This window comes from Halopseudomonas pelagia (assembly GCF_009497895.1).
GTDB classification, from domain to species: domain Bacteria; phylum Pseudomonadota; class Gammaproteobacteria; order Pseudomonadales; family Pseudomonadaceae; genus Halopseudomonas; species Halopseudomonas pelagia_A.
The window spans coordinates 1,450,289-1,471,050 of record NZ_CP033116.1 but is presented as its reverse complement, the minus strand read 5'-3'; the positions used below and the strand labels follow the sequence as shown (position 1 = coordinate 1,471,050).

19 protein-coding genes and 1 tRNA gene are annotated in these 20,762 nt (G+C 54.7%); 11 read left to right on the top strand and 9 right to left on the bottom strand.

Annotated elements, in window-relative coordinates; genetic code table 11:
• Positions 1 to 265: 265 nt before the first annotated feature.
• Positions 266 to 847, top strand: coding sequence for a recombinase family protein (locus EAO82_RS06960; RefSeq protein WP_096345084.1), 582 nt, complete (start codon positions 266 to 268; stop codon positions 845 to 847).
• Positions 848 to 1,071: 224 nt separating this feature from the next.
• On the opposite strand, the gene EAO82_RS06955 is transcribed toward EAO82_RS06960, so the two are convergent.
• Positions 1,072 to 2,502, bottom strand: a complete 1,431-nt coding sequence (locus EAO82_RS06955; protein WP_153274273.1) for an IS1182 family transposase — start codon at positions 2,500 to 2,502, stop codon at positions 1,072 to 1,074.
• 566 nt (positions 2,503 to 3,068) lie between these two features.
• On the opposite strand from EAO82_RS06955, the gene EAO82_RS06950 reads away from it, so the two are divergent.
• The 3 genes from EAO82_RS06950 (at position 3,069) to EAO82_RS06940 (ending at position 5,856) form a co-directional block, all read left to right on the top strand.
• Entirely contained in the window at positions 3,069 to 3,953 is an 885-nt protein-coding gene (locus EAO82_RS06950; protein ID WP_096347482.1) for a type I restriction enzyme HsdR N-terminal domain-containing protein, read from the top strand.
• Positions 3,954 to 4,468: 515 nt separating this feature from the next.
• Positions 4,469 to 4,951, top strand: a complete 483-nt coding sequence (locus EAO82_RS06945) for a hypothetical protein (RefSeq protein WP_143520352.1) — start codon at positions 4,469 to 4,471, stop codon at positions 4,949 to 4,951.
• 98 nt (positions 4,952 to 5,049) lie between these two features.
• Positions 5,050 to 5,856 (top strand): serine protease, encoded by an 807-nt coding sequence (locus EAO82_RS06940; protein WP_096347480.1) that lies wholly within the window; start codon positions 5,050 to 5,052, stop codon positions 5,854 to 5,856.
• Positions 5,857 to 6,266: 410 nt separating this feature from the next.
• Here the strand turns inward: EAO82_RS06940 and EAO82_RS06935 are convergent, their stop codons facing one another.
• On the bottom strand, positions 6,267 to 6,830 hold the full coding sequence (locus EAO82_RS06935) for a hypothetical protein (protein ID WP_096347479.1): 564 nt from the start codon (positions 6,828 to 6,830) through the stop codon (positions 6,267 to 6,269).
• 68 nt (positions 6,831 to 6,898) lie between these two features.
• On the opposite strand from EAO82_RS06935, the gene EAO82_RS06930 reads away from it, so the two are divergent.
• Positions 6,899 to 7,246 carry a hypothetical protein gene (locus EAO82_RS06930; RefSeq protein ID WP_143520351.1) on the top strand — a complete coding sequence of 116 codons (348 nt, stop codon included), beginning with the start codon at positions 6,899 to 6,901 and terminating at the stop codon, positions 7,244 to 7,246.
• Between the two features lie 247 nt (positions 7,247 to 7,493).
• Here EAO82_RS06930 and EAO82_RS06925 read toward each other — a convergent pair.
• Positions 7,494 to 7,584 (bottom strand) — tRNA-Ser (locus tag EAO82_RS06925).
• Positions 7,585 to 7,794: 210 nt separating this feature from the next.
• Here EAO82_RS06925 and EAO82_RS06920 point away from each other — a divergent pair.
• From EAO82_RS06920 to EAO82_RS06910, 3 genes are all read left to right on the top strand, one after another.
• Positions 7,795 to 8,484, top strand: a complete 690-nt coding sequence (locus EAO82_RS06920; protein ID WP_096347478.1) for a crotonase/enoyl-CoA hydratase family protein — start codon at positions 7,795 to 7,797, stop codon at positions 8,482 to 8,484.
• Between the two features lie 126 nt (positions 8,485 to 8,610).
• A complete protein-coding gene (locus EAO82_RS06915) occupies positions 8,611 to 9,693 on the top strand; it encodes a metal-dependent hydrolase (protein ID WP_096347477.1) in 1,083 nt (360 codons plus the stop codon).
• Between the two features lie 78 nt (positions 9,694 to 9,771).
• Positions 9,772 to 10,998, top strand: coding sequence for an MFS transporter (locus EAO82_RS06910; protein ID WP_096347476.1), 1,227 nt, complete (start codon positions 9,772 to 9,774; stop codon positions 10,996 to 10,998).
• Here the strand turns inward: EAO82_RS06910 and EAO82_RS06905 are convergent, their stop codons facing one another.
• From EAO82_RS06905 to EAO82_RS06885, 5 genes are all read right to left on the bottom strand, one after another.
• Entirely contained in the window at positions 10,999 to 11,325 is a 327-nt protein-coding gene (locus tag EAO82_RS06905) for an AzlD domain-containing protein (protein ID WP_096347475.1), read from the bottom strand.
• Entirely contained in the window at positions 11,312 to 12,055 is a 744-nt protein-coding gene (locus tag EAO82_RS06900) for an AzlC family ABC transporter permease (RefSeq protein ID WP_096347474.1), read from the bottom strand. The genes EAO82_RS06905 and EAO82_RS06900 overlap by 14 nt, the downstream gene beginning before the upstream one ends.
• An 86-nt stretch (positions 12,056 to 12,141) precedes the next feature.
• On the bottom strand, positions 12,142 to 15,624 hold the full coding sequence (locus EAO82_RS06895) for a PAS domain-containing hybrid sensor histidine kinase/response regulator (protein WP_096347473.1): 3,483 nt from the start codon (positions 15,622 to 15,624) through the stop codon (positions 12,142 to 12,144).
• Positions 15,625 to 15,771: 147 nt separating this feature from the next.
• The gene (locus EAO82_RS06890) at positions 15,772 to 16,146 is read right to left on the bottom strand and encodes a diacylglycerol kinase (protein WP_096347472.1); all 375 of its coding nucleotides are present in this window, start codon (positions 16,144 to 16,146) and stop codon (positions 15,772 to 15,774) included.
• 13 nt (positions 16,147 to 16,159) lie between these two features.
• Positions 16,160 to 16,816 carry a response regulator transcription factor gene (locus EAO82_RS06885; RefSeq protein ID WP_096347471.1) on the bottom strand — a complete coding sequence of 219 codons (657 nt, stop codon included), beginning with the start codon at positions 16,814 to 16,816 and terminating at the stop codon, positions 16,160 to 16,162.
• A 199-nt stretch (positions 16,817 to 17,015) separates the two neighbouring features.
• Here EAO82_RS06885 and EAO82_RS06880 point away from each other — a divergent pair, with 199 nt between their 5' ends.
• A complete protein-coding gene (locus EAO82_RS06880) occupies positions 17,016 to 17,945 on the top strand; it encodes a DMT family transporter (protein ID WP_096347470.1) in 930 nt (309 codons plus the stop codon).
• Here the strand turns inward: EAO82_RS06880 and EAO82_RS06875 are convergent.
• On the bottom strand, positions 17,881 to 18,684 hold the full coding sequence (locus tag EAO82_RS06875) for a tRNA-uridine aminocarboxypropyltransferase (protein ID WP_096347485.1): 804 nt from the start codon (positions 18,682 to 18,684) through the stop codon (positions 17,881 to 17,883). The two genes, EAO82_RS06880 and EAO82_RS06875, sit on opposite strands and share 65 nt — an antisense overlap.
• Before the next feature lie 190 nt (positions 18,685 to 18,874).
• Between EAO82_RS06875 and EAO82_RS06870 the strand changes: the two genes are divergently transcribed.
• Together EAO82_RS06870 and EAO82_RS06865 are read left to right on the top strand one after the other, a co-directional pair.
• Positions 18,875 to 19,273, top strand: a complete 399-nt coding sequence (locus EAO82_RS06870) for a PA3611 family quorum-sensing-regulated virulence factor (RefSeq protein ID WP_096347469.1) — start codon at positions 18,875 to 18,877, stop codon at positions 19,271 to 19,273.
• A gap of 70 nt (positions 19,274 to 19,343) precedes the next feature.
• The gene (locus EAO82_RS06865; RefSeq protein ID WP_096347468.1) at positions 19,344 to 20,747 is read left to right on the top strand and encodes an MBL fold metallo-hydrolase RNA specificity domain-containing protein; all 1,404 of its coding nucleotides are present in this window, start codon (positions 19,344 to 19,346) and stop codon (positions 20,745 to 20,747) included.
• The last annotated feature ends 15 nt before the right edge of the window (positions 20,748 to 20,762 follow it).

Sequence of the window (20,762 nt, the reverse complement as noted above, 5' to 3'; positions counted from 1 at the left end):
AGAGCCGGCAACATTTATCTATTTGAAGGTCGAACGCCATTGGCGTAGATCCTAAACCGCCACGCGACAAAATATGTCGCCTTAAGACCTAGCGGAAAATATCTCATCAAATGACTGAGCAGTGAGTACCTGCCGCAGTCCAAAAACGGTCGGTTCTGACACCGCCAGCAACAAGGTCGATTACTGGTATCATAAAATAGCATTGACTATATTTGACACCAAGACAATAATGAACCTACGTTTTTGATACCAAGAGGCCGTCATTATGTCTCGTACCTTTGCCTATTGCCGAGTAAGCACAACCGGCCAAACAACTGAGAACCAAGTCCAAGAAATCAAAGCCGCCGGATTCGACATCCAGCAGCAACGATGCATCGAAGAAACAGTATCGGGCTCTGTGCCAGCTAGTGATCGTAAAGGTTTCCATAAACTACTCGAGCGCATGGAGTCGGGTGACGTGCTGGTAGTGACCAAACTAGACCGCCTTGGGCGTAACGCGATGGATGTGCGTTCGACTGTTGAATTGCTAGATGGCAGAAGCATCAAGGTTCACTGCCTGGCACTTGGAGGAGTTGACCTCACCTCCCCCGCCGGAAAAATGACCATGTCGGTTATTGCTTCAGTAGCTGAGTTTGAGCGGGACCTGCTGATTGAGCGCACGCAGTCTGGATTGGCGCGAGCAAAGTCAGAAGGAAAGTCTCTTGGACGCCCGCCGATAGCTTCAGCAGGTGACGTACAAAAGCTAAAAGCTGCGAATCAGTCGCAGAGTGAAGTGGCGCAGGAGCTGAAAATATCTCTGAGCACGGTTAAGCGGCTTTGGAATCGTGAAGAGCCCCTAGTTACGTAGACAATTAATGACCGCTTTTGGCCGATGACGGCCTGTGTAGGCGGGCTGCTATCGGCCCAGAGCGTGTAAAAACGCCAGAACGGATTTCCGTCAGCGTCTATAGCGGACCTTTCTCGGGCTTAGAGCCTGATCAAGCTTATGACCGCTGCGAATAGCCCATGAGACAGTCTAGCAGCGCCCTGGAGGCCTCTCAGAGGCAGCGTAGGTGAGTAAGGCACGGGCTTTTACGCTGTCAGAGCCTCTAGCAAGCTGACGGTGCCTATGATTTTCATCACCCGTTTCAGGTTGTAGGCGAGCACATTCAGGCTCATCTCAGCACTCACCCCATTGAGCTTCCGGGTCAGGAAGTGTGTCGCACCCATCCATTGCTTAAGCGTTCCGAATGGATGCTCAACGGTCCTTTTTCGGATACGCATCATCTCGGGTGCACTGCTGAGCCGGAGCTGCATTTCTTCCAGCACTGCTTCGTGCTCCCAACGCCGAACTCGCCGCTGCTTGCTCGGCGTGCATTGCGACTTCAAGGTGCAGCTTTGGCATTTCGAGCTCCAGTACCGATGCAGTTTCATGCCTTTCTCAACACTGGAGAAACGCCAAATCAAAGTCTCACCAGCCGGACAGGTGTATGCGTTTGCCGCCGCGTCATAGATAAATGCGTCGTTGTTGAATCGCCCATCGGCTTTGGCTGCGGAGGTCATTGGCTTGGGTACATAGGCGACGATTTCCGCGTCGTGACAAGCCAGGATTTCCTCACTCTTGAAGTAGCCTCTGTCAGCTACCACCGACAACTTTTCTGTCCCCATCGCCTCGCGGGCTTGCTTGGCCATAGAGCTTAGCTGGTCGCGGTCGGATCCGACGTTGGTCACCTCATGAGCGACGATTAAATGGTGCTTGGTGTCGACCGCTGTCTGCACGTTGTAGCCAACGATTCCTGTGCCGCGGGTCATCATGGAACGAGCGTCTGGATCGGTCAGTGATACCTGTTTGTCCGGTGACTCATTGAGCTGAGCTTCGATTGACTGAAGCTCCTTCATATGCACCTTCAACTTAGCGATTCTTTCTTCCAGGCGCACGACATTGGCGTCAGAGACAGGACGATCTTGTTGATCGGCAGCATCGAGCGAAGCCAGGTACCGGCTAATACTCGCTTCTATTTCCTCCATCCGTCGCTTCAACTTGGCGCTGGTGAAATTGCGATCTCGGTTGTTGACCGCCTTGAATTTGCTGCCATCGATGGCGATCAGACTCTCGCCAAACAATCCCAATTGCTGGCACAGCAGAACGAACTGACGGCAGACGCCACGGATAGCCTTACCGTTGTCCTTTCGAAAATTAGCGATAGTCTTGAAATCAGGCGTCAAACGTCCGGTCAGCCACATCAACTCCACGTTGCGCTGTGCTTCCCGCTCAAGACGGCGGCTGGATTGAATCCGGTTGAGGTAACCGTAGATGTATATCTTCAGCAGGATCGAGGGGTGATAAGCAGGCCGACCAGTATCAGCGGGGATGGCACTTTCAAAACCCAGCTTCACTAGGTCGAGTTCGTCAACAAAGGCATCGACCACTCGAACCGGGTTGGTATCGTTGACGTAGTCGTCGAGGCTCTCGGGCAGTAAGGTGCTTTGGCCTCGATGCTCACCTTGAATGAAGCGCTTCATGAACGATCCTTGCGATGAAATCCTGGGAAATCATAGCAAGGTTTTGAGACAGCGTTTTTACACACTCTGGGCCAGAAGCGGACATTTACTGTCTGAAAGATCTGGCCGACCCACTTCTATCTGCAACACACCGGTCAGGTCGTGGCAGCCTGACTTAAGCAAGGAGGCGTCTATAAATCCCGGCGTAATTCAGGGCCGCGGCCCTGAGTGTTTTGTTCTCCTTGCCAGCAATCCAACAAAGCCCTTGGCAATCCGCCGCAAAAAAAAGCATTATGCTAACAACTGTTCACACTCAGTCCCTCTTTGGCGGCATGGATGCCTTGCTTTTCTCATACAAGCATTCCCCCCGCATGGTAATTCGCTGTGTGGCGCTGGCCCCTGGACGATTTGGCTATAAAAGGCTTAGACGGCGCTCGGCTTAACGTCGTACAGGAGAGATGGAAAATATGCTTAACTGACTGATCTGGCGAGAAAATACTCATATTCCGGGCGAAATGTTAAGGCGCGAATTAATCACGCATTCGGTCTAATCACTGTTATGCGTTTTCTAACTCGGAGGATCATTCTTGAAATTCGAGAAAGCTTTTAACCCAATTGAGGGCTTTGACCTCCAAGTTTTGAACGATCCAGACTTTAAGGAAGACTCGGTTCGTGAAGAAATAATTTCCCCGATACTTAAAGCTTTAGGTTATGGAGTTACAAAACCCCACAAAATAATACGAAGCAAAGGCTTGGAACACCCCTTTGTTTCCGTTGGCAGTGCTAGAAAGAATATTACCTGCATACCTGATTACTTGATTGAGGTAGAAGATAGGTATGCCTGGGTGCTTGAAGCGAAGGGGCCAAACGAAAATATCGTATCTGGGAAGCACGTTGAGCAAGCATATTCTTACGCCATACATAGCGAAATAAGAGTGCCTTTATTTGCCTTATGCAACGGCAGAGAGTTTGTGCTTTTCCACATCAGCAACGAAAAGCCATTGATTCATTTCAAGATGGAATCACTGCCAGTTTATTTTGAAAATCTCGCAAAATGTCTGGCGCCGAAAAATGCTCTGAACACCGAATTTAAATTAGCGAAAGATCTTGGCTTGCACCTCAAGAGGTTAGGTTTTCAGGAGTTTAACAGCATTATATTTCCCGATGTCCCCATTAGATTCATTGGCCAACTTGATCCCGACATGTTTACAACGGCAACGGGAACAAAAATCGAAGGCGGTGACACCTACGCCATGTCGCTTGATTTCGATGAAAAAATACTGGATCAAATGAGGGGAAAAATTCCGAGCCAGGCAATTGAAATGCTCAAGATCAGGGGCAAATCCGAACGGCAAGTCGTCCAATTTCCAGATGGCAGTTACAAACTAACGCTAGACTGTCGTGTGGGCGCTGATCTTCAAGAAAACTTGGACGAAATATTTTTACCGTTCATTGTTAATCGAGTGCTGTAGCCGCATAACAACTGGTTCAAATCGCTCGCTTCGCTCACTGGGACGGGCTAAAGCCCGCCCCTTAACCATACGTTAGGCGTAAAAGCGGACCCCGAAGCTGATGGCAAATAATTGGAATATTCCAGCCTTGCTGGAAAAGGAAGTACGAGAGAGGGATAAGGCTTGCGTGTATTGTGGCTACGAGTTTGTGCTTCCACAAATATCGGCTAAATCTTCAGCTAGCTGGGAGCATATAATCAATGACGCAAAAATTATCACAAGAGAAAATATCGCTTTGTGTTGTCGCGGGTGTAATGCGAGCAAGAGCCAAAAGGCAGTATCAGCATGGCTCACCACGAAATATTGCCAGGAACGTGCCATTACTGCTGAATCCGTAGCCCCAATAATTAAGCAGGCAATTTCAAATGGTCAGTAGTTCTACGCATAACAAATCGCTTTTGTCGGACAATTTCTCCACCGCTTCGCAGCTGCAAAATTGCCGCAAAGCTCTACGTTATGTGCCTTGAGGAGCTGCATTGAAAATTACGGAAATATTAGCGATTTACGCGGCCTGCCTTTCAACGCTGGTGTTTATCTGGAACATTGCCAAAGCAACACCTAAATTTAAGGTCGATTTACTTCACGGAATTGAAGAAAAGGATGGAGGCTACGTAGGAGGCCTTTACGTGACTGTTAGGAATCACTCTTCACACAAAATTCATCTGGCAAGCTTCGATTTATTGTATCAATCAGAAAGGCAATCATTTTTTAAAAAGCTGTTTCATTTTATAAAATACAGAAATTGGTCTAATTCGGTAGGTTGGGTACATTGCTGTCCGTCACTGTACGGTGTTAAATGTAATTATCCCGTAGGGTTAGAGGCGTTTCAGTCACACCAGTTGTTTATACCCGAAGATGTAGTTAATGAGGTTCTTGAAAAAAGCATTAACCGTAAAATTAAAGCCAAGGCTCAAGATCAATTATGGCGAAATAAATACTCTAAAGAGTTGGTGTACTAATCAGCACATAACAAGTCAATCAACCACACGCCTCCGGCGCCGGACGCAGCAAAGCTGCGCCGGTTAATGAGGCGTTATGCAAAGGATCAAGTATCTGTATGCATGAAGAAATTTACGAAAAAATTCAGAGATGCTGCGGTTATGTTACTGTCGTTCTTGACGATGAGGTTATTAGCCAGGGTACTTGTTTTGCATTTACGTCAGATGGCGAGGTTCTTACCGCGGCACACGTGGTAACTGGAAGAGTACCAATACTACACAAAGACTATTCAGATCCGAATGTAAAAATATTCATCAAGTTTGCAGGTAGGCCCGCACTTGAATATAGAGTTTCTTTTTGCAGTTTAACCATCCAATGCGCTGCTTTTACTGAAGCAATACAACTTGATATTGCCGCACTTGCGCCAAAAGAAAAGCAAGCCGAAGCATTTCCTTATTTACCCGCCAGAATAATGTCGCCAAAGCTGGGGCAGCAGGTATTTATTTCAGGCTTCTCTGATGATCTTTCTTTACCATTTAACATCGATAGAATTGCAAATAAAGACTTCCCCGGAATACAAGATTTTCTTTCAGTAATGAAGAAAGGCTACATGGCCGACATGATGGGGCCATTAATCAAAAGAGCTGCTATTGGCAACCATAGAAAGATTATTGCAGAAGATTCGAGCCAGAATATCACTATAGAAGTTGATATTTTCTATTTGGATAATGGCGTTAATAGCGGCGCTAGTGGTGGCCCAGTGGTTAACGAAGATGGTGAGGCTATCGGTGTTATATCGCAGCGAGCAGTTACTAGCGCCAGTCAAAAATCCGCGCCAGACCTTAAGGTTCCCGCTGGAGCAACAATAGCTTTATCTTTGCATCCTATGAATGCAATTCATCAAATTATGAAGAACAACGCATAACAACTGATTTAAATCGCTCACTTCGTTCGCTGGGACGGGTTAAAGCCCGCTCCTTAGATTTATCGGCAGCATTTACTTTGATAGCTAGCTGAATTTTATGCGAGCTTAGATTATTAAAAGAGTATTAATTAGTGATTGGATTGCCACACCATAGATTGAGCTTGATTGCTTGGAGTTTTTAATTTTAATTTAATCATCGCTCGGCTACCATACTGGTAGCTAGATATCATTTAATCTTATTCTTGTCATCAATTGCTAATCGTTAGACAATACTATAATCAAGGCGCCCGCTTCGCAAGCACCTGATTAATATACCAAATTCAATTCAGACCTAACCGTCACCACTGAAACAATGCGTGAGATGAAACCCAAATTTTCCAGCTGATTTTTCTATGAAAAATCGTTATTGCTTATTTATTGATTGATTTTTTGACGTGTAGATAATCCATCACATCACGCTCTGCCCGCGCGCCTGACTTTTTTAGAAGGTAGTTTGCAAAGCTTAATCTTTCTTTTCGATCACATACTCTTTTTTCATCTAGCTGTGTCGGGTTGCCTGCAAGCTTTCGCCATTCGATAAATATCAGATCAGGAAGGTGCTGGAAACTATCTCGAACATATGCATTTTTTCGTGAAATATCCTCAAGCATCATATGGATATGTAATGCTCCATCAGCATGTTCCTCTATCACGGCATAGAAGCTAATGCTATTTTCGCTAGGGAAGGCATCATAAGCGTTTCTACCAAAAGCCTTTTGGCTAACGGCTCTATATAATTTTTTGAGATCTTCCCGTACCTTTTTTTCGCTAAAAACCGATTTGCGGTAGGTCAGCGTCATAAAGAATGAAAAATTAAAATCTGCCAGCCATTCGGCTTTGGCTTGGTTGATAATGTGGTCGTGGAAATGATTTACATCATAGGTCCATCTGCCTTCCGATAAACTTTTACTGCCGCTCACCTGTTCGATTGTCATGGATTGCCTCCTTTGGCTATTCATGATGTACTTATCTGTATTTCTCGTTACGCACTCCAAGTAGAGCTATGAATCGAACCGGCAACCCAGATTTTGGAAAAATACGGAATCGTGACAACAGCGCATTGAACGCAAAAAAAGCGAATACCGCCAATGCCAAAGCGTTGGCGGTGTATGAAGTGTTGGATGAACTTAAGGATCGTCCAACGGAGGGAGAGGGCATAAGAAATTTGTTGGCAGAAAGGCATAGAGAATCTCTCACTTTGAGAGGGCTCTGCTACGTGCTGCGGCATTTGAACGTCCCCACCCCTTCCGGTCAGGGATCAGACAAGTGGCAACCCAATACTGCAAGACGCTTGCGTGCGCGGGTATTAGCCCTGAATGGTATCGATATTTTAAGCTTTTGGTCTGAATAGACCTGGGACCGCATCAGCTGAGCGGCAGAATCGAGTATTCATGCACAAAAATCACGACGAGTTCAGGTTTCAAACCTTCGTGACAGAGCGCAAGCCACAGCAATCCAGTGAGAAGGTACTGCGGTTGGTATACTGCATGCCTGTGTCGGACGCAGCGAGACTGAACATGCTAGGTATGGGCTGAAGTATGGGCTAGGGAACGGTAGAACGAAAAAAGCCCCATTTCTGGGGCTTTTGACTACTGATTTGGCGGAGAGAGAGGGATTCGAACCCTCGATACGCTATTAACGTATACACACTTTCCAGGCGTGCTCCTTCAGCCACTCGGACACCTCTCCGGATTCCTGGAGCCAGCCGGGGCTGGTTCCAAGGCGCGCTAATGTACCGAAATGAGGCCTCTTTGGCAAACGCTTTTTCCGCTGGCCGGGCGCTAGGTTGGCAAGGTTGTTGGGAGGCGTGTGCTGGAACTGGCCGGTCATCTTTATATTGGTACACTGCACTACTGATACGGTCGTTCCCGGCTGTTTATAGTCTATGAGGATGCTTCCATGAGCGAGCTGGTTTCCTACAGTTTTTCCGATGGTGTTGCGAGGCTGAGCCTGAGCAACGGTAAGGTCAATGCCATTTCTCCAGCGGTGATCGAGGCGTTCAATGAGGCGCTGGATCAGGCGGAGAAGGACAAGGCCGTGGTGGTCATCAGTGGCCAGCCGGGGATTTTGTCTGGTGGGTATGACCTGAAGGTGATGACGTCCGGTGCGGATGCGGCCAAGGCATTAGTAGCGTCGGGTTCAACGTTGGCGCGGCGGATGTTGTCGCATCCTTATCCGGTAGTAGTGGCCTGTACCGGCCATGCGGTGGCCAAGGGTGCTTTTATTCTGCTGTCGGCGGATTACCGTATTGGTGTTGAGGGTCCGTTCAAGATCGGCCTGAATGAAGTGGCCATTGGCATGACCATGCACCACGTGGGCATCGAGCTGGCCCGTGCACGATTGACCAACAGCGCGTTCAACCGCTCGGTGATCAATGCCGAAATGTTTGATCCGGCTGATGCAGTACACGCGGGCTTCCTGGACAAGGTAGTGCCCGCCGAAGAGCTTGAGGCCAAGGCCATGGAGATGGCCACGCAGCTGACCAAGCTGAACATGAGCGCCCACCGCAATACAAAGCTGAAGACGCGCAAGGCGTTGCTGGAATTGTTGGACAAGTCGATCGAGGTCGATAAACAGCACGCGCTTTAAGCGGTCATGATCGAGCGGTAAAATATCGAATCGATTTACTCATGCAGCAATACGAAAGCCAGCTTATGCTGGCTTTCTTTTTTTGTAGAGTCTCTTTGGAGAGTCTTTTTTTTTTGAGAACCCCTGATGGACTCGATTACCCAGGCGATGCTCGGTGCCTCAATTGGCGGCGCCATGCTCGGCCGTTGGCATGGGCGCAAGGCGCTGGTGGCTGGAGCATTGCTGGGCACGTTGCCGGATATGGATGTGGTGATCAACTACGGCGACGCCGTGGCCAACATGACCTACCACCGGGGCTTCAGCCACTCGCTGTTCGTGCTGAGTGCATTCAGCTTGCTCTTGGCCTGGGCCTGGCGATGTTGGCGACCAAGCCCTGATTACACGGCAAGCCGATTGTGGTTGTGCATCTGGTTGATTCTGGTCACCCATGTGTTGCTCGACGCCTTTACCAGCTACGGCACGCAACTGTTCTGGCCAATGACCACGCCGCCGGTGTCTATCTCGAGCATCTTTATTATCGATCCGCTCTATACCGTGCCGTTGCTGCTCGCGGTGGTGATCGGGCTGATCGTGGGCTTTAAGGGCAAGGGCTTGAAACTGCAATACGCGGCGCTGACCCTCAGCACCCTATACCTGGCCAGCACATTGGTCGGTAAGCAGATGGCTGAGAATAATCTGCAGCTGGCGCTGGAGCGCGAAGGTATTGAAGCGCAAGCGGTGTTTATTACCCCTACCCCCTTTAACACGGTGCTCTGGCGCGTAGTGGCGGTGGCCGGTGATGATTATTACGAGGGCCTGGTGAGCTGGTTCGACGATAAACCGCCGGTGCTGGAACGCATGCCGCGGCATTACAGCGAAGCCGCTCCGTCGCTGGAGGGGTCCGAGCAGCACGATAGATTGCGCTGGTTTACCCGCGACATCCTGCGCTATGACCTGATCGACAACCAGTGGGTAGTGACCGACCTGCGCCTGGGCATGACCGGCTACCATCCTTTTCGCTTTGCCCTGGCCCGCGTGAACCCGCAGGATCAAAGCGCGCAGTTGATTAAGCACGTGGAAACCTGGCCCGCCGAACCGCGGGATATGAGCCAGCTGACCGATTTGCGCAAGCGCGCGCTGGATAGCAGCTACCCCCTATCGCTACGGGAATTGACCAAGGATCTGGGCCGTTCGCCGCTTCGACTCGGCGAGTCGGGCGCCGGGTCATAAGCGCTGCTGATAGTGCATCAAGCGCGCAGGCCGCCCCGCTCTCTGCGATAATCAGCGCATTGAGACGGGGGCAGGCGCATGACAGGTACGACAACTTCACCAGCAAAGGAAGACCGACGGGGCCTGGCTATGGTCGCGGCGTTGCTGGCCATTTTCACCACCATCTTCGCCAGTAACCTGCCTACCCCGCTGTATTCGTTCTGGCAGGCGCGCTGGGACTTTTCCTCTACAGCGCTTACAGCGGTGTTTTCCATCTATGTTCTGGGCGTGGTCACCACTCTGCTGACGCTGGGGTCATTGTCTGACAAGCTCGGCCGACGGCAGATGATGGTGCCCGGGCTGCTGTTTATTCTGGGCGGGGCCGTCGCCTTCATGCTAGCCGAGGGCATCTACGGCCTGGGGCTGGCGCGCATTCTGACGGGCATCGGTACCGGAATCGTTACCGGCGCAGCATCGGCGGCACTGGTCGAACTGGAGCCCAACGAGAACTGGACCCGCGCCGCTACCCTGTCTGCGTTGTTCTTCACCTTGGGCGCCTTTGCCGGGCCGACGGTCAGTTCGCTTGCGCTGTTTTTTGGTTCCGGCGCGGACCTCTGGCCATTTATGGTGATCGTCGCCCTCTGCCTGGGAACCATCACTCTGCTGCTGACCGCCCCCTGGCCCGCCCATATCGGCCAGCGGCAGAGCAACTTCCGCCTGCGCGCCTGGCGCCCGACCACGATTAAAGTGCCACGTGAACTCCTTGGTGCCTTCGTGTTTGCTGCGGCGACCATTTGCCTGGCCTGGTCTACCGGCAGCTTATACGCGTCTCTGGGGCCAAGCTTGGCCATGAACCTGACCGGTATCAGCGACCGGGCGGTGGCCGGGTTGTTCGCCGCGGCCTGGCAATTGATGGCCGGGCTCAGTCAGTTTGCCTGCCAGCGCCAGCCCTTGAACCGCTTACTGATTGCCGGACCGAGCATCTTGATTGCTGGCTTGATGATCATGGCGGCATCGGTACTGCTCAGTTCTCCGGGCCTGTTCGGGCTGGCGACGCTGGCGACCGCCACCGGGGCCGGCGCAACGGGCGTCGTGGCTATCGCGTCGATCAGCCAGGTAGCACCGCCGGCCGAGCGTGGCGGTATCATCTCGGCCTTCTACCTGATGGCGTACCTGACCATGGCTTCGGTGGTATTGGGAGTGGGCTTTACCAGTGATGCCATCGGCTTTGGCACTACCGTGCTGGGCTTCACCACGTTGATTTCTCTGGCCGCGCTGACGCTGATGATCAGCGCAGTGCGCAGTGGCCGGGCGACCTTCTGGTAATCAGCCGAACAGCCAGCGCCAGATAAAGAAGAACGCCAGGCCGCCGATGATGGTGGCCAGCAGATTGCGCCACTTGGCGGCGATCACGATCGCCACAATGCCACCGACCAGATAGGCATTATCCAGCGACAGGTCCAGGTTGGCGCCGTCCGGCATCAGCATGGCGGGTGCAACGATAGCCGTGAGCACCACCACCGGTACATAGCTCAACGCCTGGGTTACCAGCGGGCTGAAACGCACCCGGTGGCCCACGGCGAACAGCGTGTAGCGGATGGCAAAGGTGATGACCGCCATGCCGCCGATCAGAGCGATTTCATAGGGATTCATCGGTCACCCCCTGATCCTGCTCGGGATAGATCACCTTGGGCTGTAGGCGCGCTGCAATAACACCCGCGATCACGCCGAGCAAGGCTGCGAGCATAAGGCCGAGCTTGTACGGCAGGCCATTGGCTGCGACCGCCACCACTGCCGCTACCAGCGCGGCGACCAACATGGGGCGCGTGCGCAGCAAGGGGACGACGATGCCGATAAAAGTCGCGACCATGGCGAAATCCAGCCCCCAGTGCGCCATACCCGGCAATGCGTGGCCCAGCAGCACACCGACCAGCGTGCAGGCAAACCAGTTGCTGTACATGGCCAGGCAGGAGCCGAAGAAATACCACTGTTTACCGGCCAGCGGTACAGTCGCATTCTGATAATAACGGTGCACCACGGCGAAACTTTCGTCGGTCAGCCAGAAGGCCAGCGGCACCCGCCAACGCTGCGGCAGGTGGCGGACATACGGCAGCATGCTGGCGCTGTAGAGCATGTGCCGCAGGTTGACGATCAGGGTGGTCAACAGAATCACCACAAGTCCGGTGCCCGAGGCGATCAGACTGATAGCGATGAATTGTGCAGAGCCTGCGAATACCAGGGCAGACATGGCCAGTGTAGCGCCCGCCGACAAGCCCGACGACACCGCCAACGTACCGAAAATGATGCCGAACGGCAGCGCGCCGACCAACATCGGGATGGTATCCCGAGCGCCCAGCAAGGCCGTTTTGAACCGCGAAGACATGCAACATAACCCCGAACAATGAGGCGGCTTAAGCTACCAGCCTCTGCCGTCGCCAGACAAGATACAGTTAGGCACCAAGAGTGCTGCTATTGCAGCTCCACGTAGCGGCTGATCAACGCCCGCAGCGCGGCTGGCTTGACCGGTTTCGGCAGAAAATCCAGCCCGGCCAGCCGGATCTGGGTGACCAGCTCGCTGCGTCCATCGGCGCTGATGATCACGCCCGGAAACTCCTGCCCTTTGAGTACCCGCAACCAGTGCATCAATTCCACGCCGGTGTCGCCTGCGTCCAGATGATAATCCACCAGCACCAATTGCGGCATGAAGCCCTGAGCCAGCACCTGTTGGACCTCATCACGATCCCGCGCCACCGCGACATTGCATTGCCAGCGGCTGAGCAGGCTCTGCATACCCGTGAGGATGTTCGGCTCATTGTCGATACACAGCACCTGCGCGCCGCTGACGATAGGGCTGACTTGCGCACCGGCCTTGGTGCTGGTGCGACGTTTGTGGCGCGCCAGCGGTACGGTCACGCTGAAGACGCTACCGGCACCCGGCCAGGAGCGCACCGCCAGCTCATGCCCGAGTACCCGACACAGCCCGTCAGCAATGGCCAACCCCAGGCCCAGGCCCTTTTCTGCCTGGGTACGGTGGCTGTCCAGGCGCTGGAACTCTTCAAAGATCACCTGCAGCTTATCCTCGGGGATGCCCGGGCCCTGATCCCAGACCTCGATTCGCACCTGATCCCCCATGCGACGCACGCCAAGCACCACCTTGGAGCGCCCGGCATAGCGGAAGGCGTTGGTCAGGAAATTCTGCAACACCCGGCGCAGCAGGCGCATGTCACTGCGCACACGCAGGTTACTGATATGCACACGCAGGTCCACGCCCTGCTCCACCGCCATCGCGCCAAGTTCGATTCTTAACGGCTCAAGCAGATCGCGCAGGCCGAAGTCGGTCCACTCCGGACGAATGCGCCCGGCTTCCAGGCGCGAGATATCCAGCAGATCCGAAATCAGGTCCTCGGCTGAACGCAGCGAGGTATCCAGGTGTCGCACCAGCTCTTCGGCTTCGGAGGGCAGGTGCGACTGGTGCGATAGCGATGCCGAGAACAGTCGCGCAGCGTTCATCGGTTGCATCAGATCGTGGCTGACCGCGGTGAGAAAGCGGCTTTGCGACTGACTGGCGCGCTCGGTCTGGGCCTTGGCCTGGATCAACGCCTGGTTCAGCTCGGACAGTTCGCTGGTACGCTCGGCCACGCGCTGCTCCAGGCTTTCGTTGGATTCCTTGAGGGCCTGCTCGGCGCGGCGGAAATCGGAAATGTCGGTAAAACTCATGACAAAGCCGCCGCCGGGCATCGGGTTGCCGATGATTTCGATCACCTGGCCACTGGGGAACAGACGTTCGGAACGATGCGCGGTGCCCTGGCGCATCCAGTTGATGCGCTTCTCCACATGATCCTGCGGGTCACCGGGGCCGCACAGACCGCGGCCGGCGTTGTGCAGGATGATATCGGCAATAGGCCGGCCGATAAAAATCAGCCCTTCCGGGTACTCGAACATTTCCAGGTAGCGGCGGTTCCAGGCCACCAGACGCAGCTCCTTGTCGACCACGCTGATGCCCTGGGTGATGTTCTCAATCGCGCCTTGCAGCAATCCGCGGTTGAACTGCAATACCTCCGAGGCTTCATCGACGATGCGCACCACATCATCAAAGTGCATATCGCGGCCTTCAATGGCGGCCTTGACCACCACCCGCGCCGAAGACGCACCCAGTACCCCGGCGAGCAAGCGCTCGCTGTGGGTAATCCAGGCACTGCTGGCGTTGTGATTCAGCACCAGGGGTTTGCCCAGCGCTTCGGAAAAACGCAGGAAGCTCTTGTGCGCGCGCTCTTCACCGACAAAACGTCCGGCTAACGCCAGCAGGTCCTCGAGGGTGACGCGCAGGAGGGCACGACTGGGTCCGTCATGCCACTGCTGAGAGTCCTGGCTGACGAAGCGGCTGGCCTGCCAGTGTTCAAGCACGCGCGTGCGGCTGAGCAGGGAAATCATCACAAATACCGCCACGTTGCCCGCCAGGGAGATCAGGCTGCCCAGGGTCAGGCTGTCGATCGGCAGACCCATCGAGCTGGCATATAACGGGTCCAGCAAAGGCCAGCCCTGTAACTCGCCGCCGAGCAGCGGCAGAATCAACATGTAGAACCACAGGCTGATGCCAACCAGCAAACCGGCAAACACACCACTGCGGTTGGCCTGTTTCCAGAACAGCGCGCCAAACATCGCCGGCGACAGCTGGGCGATGGCAGCGAAAGCGATCTGACCGATACTCGCCAGACTGCCGGCCGAGCCGATCAGCCGATAGACCACATAGGCCAATAACAGGATCACCAGAATACTGGTGCGCCGCACATTCAACAGCAGGCCGCGAAATTCTTCATAGGTGCGCTCCGGCCGATTACGGTTGCGCAGCAGCAGCGGCAGCACCACGTCATTCGACACCATGGTACTGAGCGCAATGGCTGCAACGATCACCATGCCGGTAGCCGCAGAGGCGCCACCGATAAAGGCCAGCAGGGCAAGGAATGGATGCCCTTCCAGCAGCGGAATGCTGATGACGTACGAATCCGCCGATACTGACGGGCCCAAAGTCATCTGCCCCGCCAGGCTGATGGGAATCACGAACAGCCCGGCCAACACCACATACGCCGGGAAGACCCAGCGCGCCATGCGCATATCGCCAGGCTGGATATTCTCCACCACAGCAACCTGAAACTGTCGCGGTAGACAGAGAAACGCCAGGATCGCGATAAACGACTGGAACAGCAAGTTGGTGAATAGCGTATCGCGCTGCCAGTAGTCGTGCAGTTCGACACTGCTGCTGGCGCGATCAATCAGATCCCCGACGCCGCCGAACAGGCTGAAGGTCACGAAGGCACCCACGGCAAGAAACGCGAACAGCTTGACCAGCGACTCGAAGGCGATGGCCAGCATCATGCCGCGATGGTGCTCGGTAGCATCCAGGCTGCGGGTACCGAACAGAATGGTGAACAGCGCCAGCACCAGGGTGACAATCAGTGCGGTATCTTCGGCTCCGGCTACCTCACCCAGCTCTACTCCGCTGGCGGCGCTGCCACTGAGCAGGTTGAAGCCAAGCACGATGCCTTTGAGCTGCAAGGCAATGTAGGGCAGAACGCTGACCAGGCAGAGCAGGCTGACCGCAACCGCCAAGGTCTGCGACTTGCCATACCGCGAGGCAATAAAGTCGGCAATCGAGGTGATGTTTTCCTGCTTGCTGATGGCGATCATGCGCGCGTACAGGCGCCAGCCGAACAGAAAGAGAATCACCGGGCCGATATAGATCGGCAGAAAACCCCATAGCTGTTCGGAGGCCATGCCTACCGCCCCGAAGAAGGTCCAGCTGGTACACCAAACGGCCAACGACAGACTGTAGACCCAGACCCGCAGGCGTGGATTGAATTCGTTGGTCTGGCGATCTCCCCAGAACGCGATGGCGAACAGCAACGCCATATACAACAGGAAGATGGAGGCAACCAGTGGGCCTGAAAGCATCATGATTGGTCAGCACACCCTTGAATTGTTAGCCCGGAGTGATAGCCCGCATCATCAGCCCGGCCGGATAAAAATCAGTGATAACCGAGTCTGTCATTCTGTCGCGCCCTTGCCCAGCCCATGATCGCTAGACTTAAGTCGTGGTGGCATTCACTGCGGCTCCAGCAACACCAGTGACCAGACCACTGCGATCATGATCAACCCGAGCATCTGCGCTGCGCTGCCCATGTCCTTGGAGGCCTTGGATAGCGGATGACGTTCAAGGGAGATGCGATCAATGGCCGCCTCAATGGCAGAGTTAAGCAGTTCGATGATGAGCGAGAGCAACACACTACCCACCATGAGCGCGCGGCCGACATAGCTGACTGGCAGTACCAGCGCCAGTGGGATGAGTATCACCGCCAGCCAGACCAGTTGGCGAAAGGCAGCCTCGCCCCGGTAAGCGGCCTTGAGGCCGTCGAGCGAATAACCAAGGGCATACCAGATACGCTTGATACCGGTCACACCCTTGTACGGATTGGTCATGCCATTACCTGAATCAATGACCGGCTCGGGTCAGTTCCATGTGTTGCAGTACCAGCGCGGCCTGCGTTCGTGTACGCACGCCCAGTTTACGAAAGATGGCCGTGACGTGCGCCTTGACCGTTGCTTCGGAAACGCTGAGGTCGTAGGCGATCTGCTTGTTCAGCAAGCCGTCGCAGACCATGGTCAGTACGCGAAATTGCTGCGGTGTAAGGCTGGCCAACTGGTCGCTGACGTTCTTTTCCTGTTCGGACATCAAGCCCGCGCTCTCGGAAGCGTCGGGCCAGCTGACGCCGCCTTCAAGCACATTGCGCACCGCATCCTGAATGCCTTCGAGCGAGGACGACTTGGGGATAAAGCCACTGGCGCCGAAATCCCGTGCTCGCTGCACCACCGGCTGTTCCTCCTGGGCGGAAATAACCACCACCGGAATTTGCGGGTACTGGCCGCGCAGCAATACCAGACCGGAAAAGCCATAGGCGCCGGGCATGTTCAGATCCAGCAACACCAGATCCCAATCACTTCGCTGATCCAGGCAGGCTTGTAGCTCGGCAATACTGCCCGCTTCAGTCAAGGCTACCTGCGCCTCGGAGCCGCTGATCAACGCCTGGCGCAAGGCGCTGCGAAACAGCGGATGATCGTCTGCGATCAAGATGTCGTAGGAGAGACCCATACCTGGCGTTCCCGATTCAAATGTTATTGTTGTGTGCTGCGAAATTCTTTCGTCAACCTCTGCCTTTGGGCGAGATCACAGCCAGCTCCAAGCAACTGCAATGAGGTCAGGCGCAACTGTATCTGTTTTCTGTCTCGGGGTGTAGGCATACTGCGCCGCTTCACCCTTTTCCCCGCCCTATTTCACCTGTGAACGCGACATGAAATCCAGCGCCTACCGCTCCGACGCCCTGATGTTACTCACCGCCCTGATCTGGGGTTCGACTTTCGTCGCACAAAGCGTAGCGATGGACCATGTTGGCCCGTTTCTTTACACCGGGCTGCGCTTCACCTTGGGTGCGCTGGCAATTCTACCTCTGGTGTTGCTGGCCAGCCCTCAGGGTAAAAGCGCCGAACGCCGCTTTAGCAAACCCATGTTGCTGGGCAGCCTGGTGCTGGGCTTGATGCTGACCCTGGGCATCAACCTGCAACAGATCGGGCTGATGTTCACCACGGTGACCAACGCCGGCTTTATTACTGGCCTATACGTCATTCTAGTCCCCATTTTCGGTTTGTTTATTGGCATGCGCACCAGCCTGGGCACGTGGGGCGGCGCATTGCTGGCGTTGGTGGGTATGTTGCTGCTTAGCGTTAACGCCGATTACAGCGTCGCGCCGGGTGACTGGCTGCAATTGACTGGCGCAGCCTGCTGGGCCGTTCACGTGCTGCTGGTCGGCGCGTTGGCTAGCCGTTATGACCCGGTGCGCGTTGCCTTCTGCCAGTTTGTCGTTTGCGCTGTCATCAGCCTGACTATGGCACTGTTATTTGAAACCTTTAGCTGGGACGGCATTGTCCTGGCCGGTCCGGCCATTCTGTATGGGGGCCTGCTGGCGGTGGGTGTAGGATTTACCTTGCAAGTGGTTGCGCAGAAAAATGCCATTGCCTCGCACGCGGCGGTGATTCTCAGCCTGGAAGCGGTGTTTGCCGCGCTGGCCGGCTGGCTGTTCCTGGAAGAAAGCCTGAGTCTGCGCGGCTTTATCGGTTGCTGCCTGATGCTGGCCGGTATGCTGATCGCGCAGCTGGTGCCTATTTATCTGGAGCGTCGACGGGCTCTGGTGCCCGTGCAGCAGGAGCCTGCGGGCCATCACTGACCTCGGCCGATACGCCCAGGTAATCCGCAAGCCGCAGCCGTGAAGGCAGACTGGCAGTAACACCCCAGTTACCGCGCGAGGCCAGGTAGGCGTCGGTAAATACGTCAAAATAGTCGTTCAGCAGGTTCGCCGTCGCATCCTCCCCGGCCAGCCCCAGGCACGCCGTCGCTACTTCAACGGTACACAGGTGCTCTTCACGGGTAGAGCGCCGCAGCCGATATCGCGACAGCTGCTCAGTCTGCAAACTCAGCACCGGAAATTCATCCAGCCAGGGGCTCTTGCGGAACATCTTGCGTGCCTGGGTCCAGGTCGCATCCAGAATAATCAGCAACGGCCGTTTACCCTCCCGTGGCCCAATACCGGTCGCTACCGGCTGGCCGTTATGTGCGTATTCGGCGGGAAAAACCACATAGGGCTGCCATTGCGGATCGGCGAGCAATTCAAGCAATGCTGGATCGACGCTGGTACGCGACCAGACAAAGGCATGGGTATCGGTGATACAGTCGGCGATCAGGCGTCCGGTGTTGGTCGGCTTGAGCGGCTCCATCGCATGCATGATCAGGCAGAATCCAACCTTGCTATCGAGCAACGGCCGCCAGGCACAGACGCACGCATGAGCGGCCTGCAGGCACCCTGGGCAGCGCCGCAACTTGGCACCCCTGGCCTTGAACGGCCGGGTGGATGCGGATTTCAGTTCGGCCCTGAGGCGCTCAACAGCATGGGGAAATTTGGCTGACACGGGAAACCTTTGGGTTAAATGCAGGTCATGATGACCACAGGCATTTTGCCACACTTACTCAGGTTCCATTTACTCACGGTCCATCGACAGCTCATCTATCGGCTCGCTGCGAAACAACGTTAACCAGTACGAACCAGTACGAGGAGCCATGGTCGAAGTTCGTGACACTATTATTGTTGGAGAGAATTCCATGCGTTGGTTGTCCTTACTTGTCGTTTTATGCATCGCCCTGCCCAGTCACGCAGTTTCGCTTCGCGAGTCGCGGCTGCAGGATACCCTCAAGCAGGTAGCAGAGCAGAGCAGTGAAGGCGCGCCCCGGACCATCAACGACAATATCGTCGATGAAGGCTATAGCAGCGAAGGCACCGAGCTGATCAATCATCTTTCCGTCAACCAGGCCTACGCCGAGCAGTTGCAGCGTGATCCGCTGGTGGTGCGTACGCAGTTACAGGCCAGCGTGTGCGCAGATCAGCGCTTCCGCCGTTTGATGGATATGGGGGCCACCCTAACCTATCATTTTTCGGTCACTGGCTCGAGCCGCCCGGTGCTGACCCAGAGCTTTGTGGCAGAGCACTGCCAGGCGCTCTAAACTGATGCATATCAAAAGTCCGTTTGCTTGACTTGGGCATAATGGGCTTTTCATAGCACAGGTGCGTCCCATGGCTCTTCTGACCTTTCACGGCGCAGTACAGCAAGTTACCGGATCCTGTTACCTGATTGAGGCCAATGGCCGCAAGGTGTTGCTTGAGTGCGGCATGACGCAGGGCTTTCGTCGCGACGAGGTACACAATCGCAACCGCTTTCCCTTCGATCCGAGTAGCCTGGATGCGGTGGTTATTTCCCATGCCCATCTGGACCATTCTGGCTTGCTGCCCAAGCTTGCCGCCGAGGGTTACCGGGGCTCCGTTTACCTGACACCGGCCAGCCGATCCCTGCTGGAACTGATGCTAGAGGATGCCGCGGGCTTGCAGGAACGCGACACCGAATGGGAAAACCGCTGGCGTCAGCGCGCCGGCAAGGCATTGCTTGAGCCGCTGTACACGCAAACCGACGTCGACCATATTCTGGGTCAGTGCCAGACGCTTGAGCACGAACAACTCACCGAGATCACCCAGGGGATCGAGCTGCGCTTCCATGAAGCGGGGCATATTCTCGGGTCAGCTATCGTCGAAATGCTGATTCATGAGCCGCACAACCTGATGCGTCGGCTGGTATTTTCAGGCGATCTGGGCAACAGCTGCTCACCGCTGCTGCACGATCCCAGCGTTATTCGCGAAGCCGATCTGCTGCTGATGGAATCGACTTATGGTGACCGTGACCATCGTCCACTCGAGGACACACTGGATGAACTGAAGAGCATACTCAAAGACGCTTTCGAGGCCGGTGGCAATGTGCTTTTTCCAGCCTTTGCGGTAGGGAGAACACAGGAGCTGCTGTATTACCTGGGCAAGTTTTACCAGGAAGGCTCGCTGAAGCAGCAGGTAGTGTTTCTGGACAGCCCCATGGCCATCGCCGCTACTGCGATTTACGATCGTTACCACCAGCAATTCAATCACGATGATAAAACCGCCATCGAGCAGCACGGCAAGGGTGATTTGAAACACTGGTTACCCATTCTCAGATGTACGCCAACCCCCGATGAATCGATAGCCATCAACCGCATTGGTAGCGGGGCAATCATTATCGCCGGCGCGGGCATGTGCAATGGCGGACGCATCGTTCATCATTTCAAACATAATCTGTGGCGCGACAACTGCCATGTGGTATTCCCCGGCTTCCAAGCAAAGGGCACGCTGGGACGCAGACTGGTCGACGGCGAAAAGCAGGTGCGCATTGTGCATCAGAGCCTGGCTGTCAAAGCTCAACTGCATACCCTTGGAGGGTTCTCCGCACATGCCGGGCAATCGCAGCTTATAGACTGGCTCAGTCAGTTCGAGCGCAGTCCGGAGATTTATCTGGTGCATGGTGAACTGGAGAAAAGCCAACTGCTGGCTGCAGCAATCAAAGCCCGACTGGGCTGGCAGGCGAATATCCCCGAACCCGGCGAGCAGATTGCATTTTGATGCCCGCTAACAAGA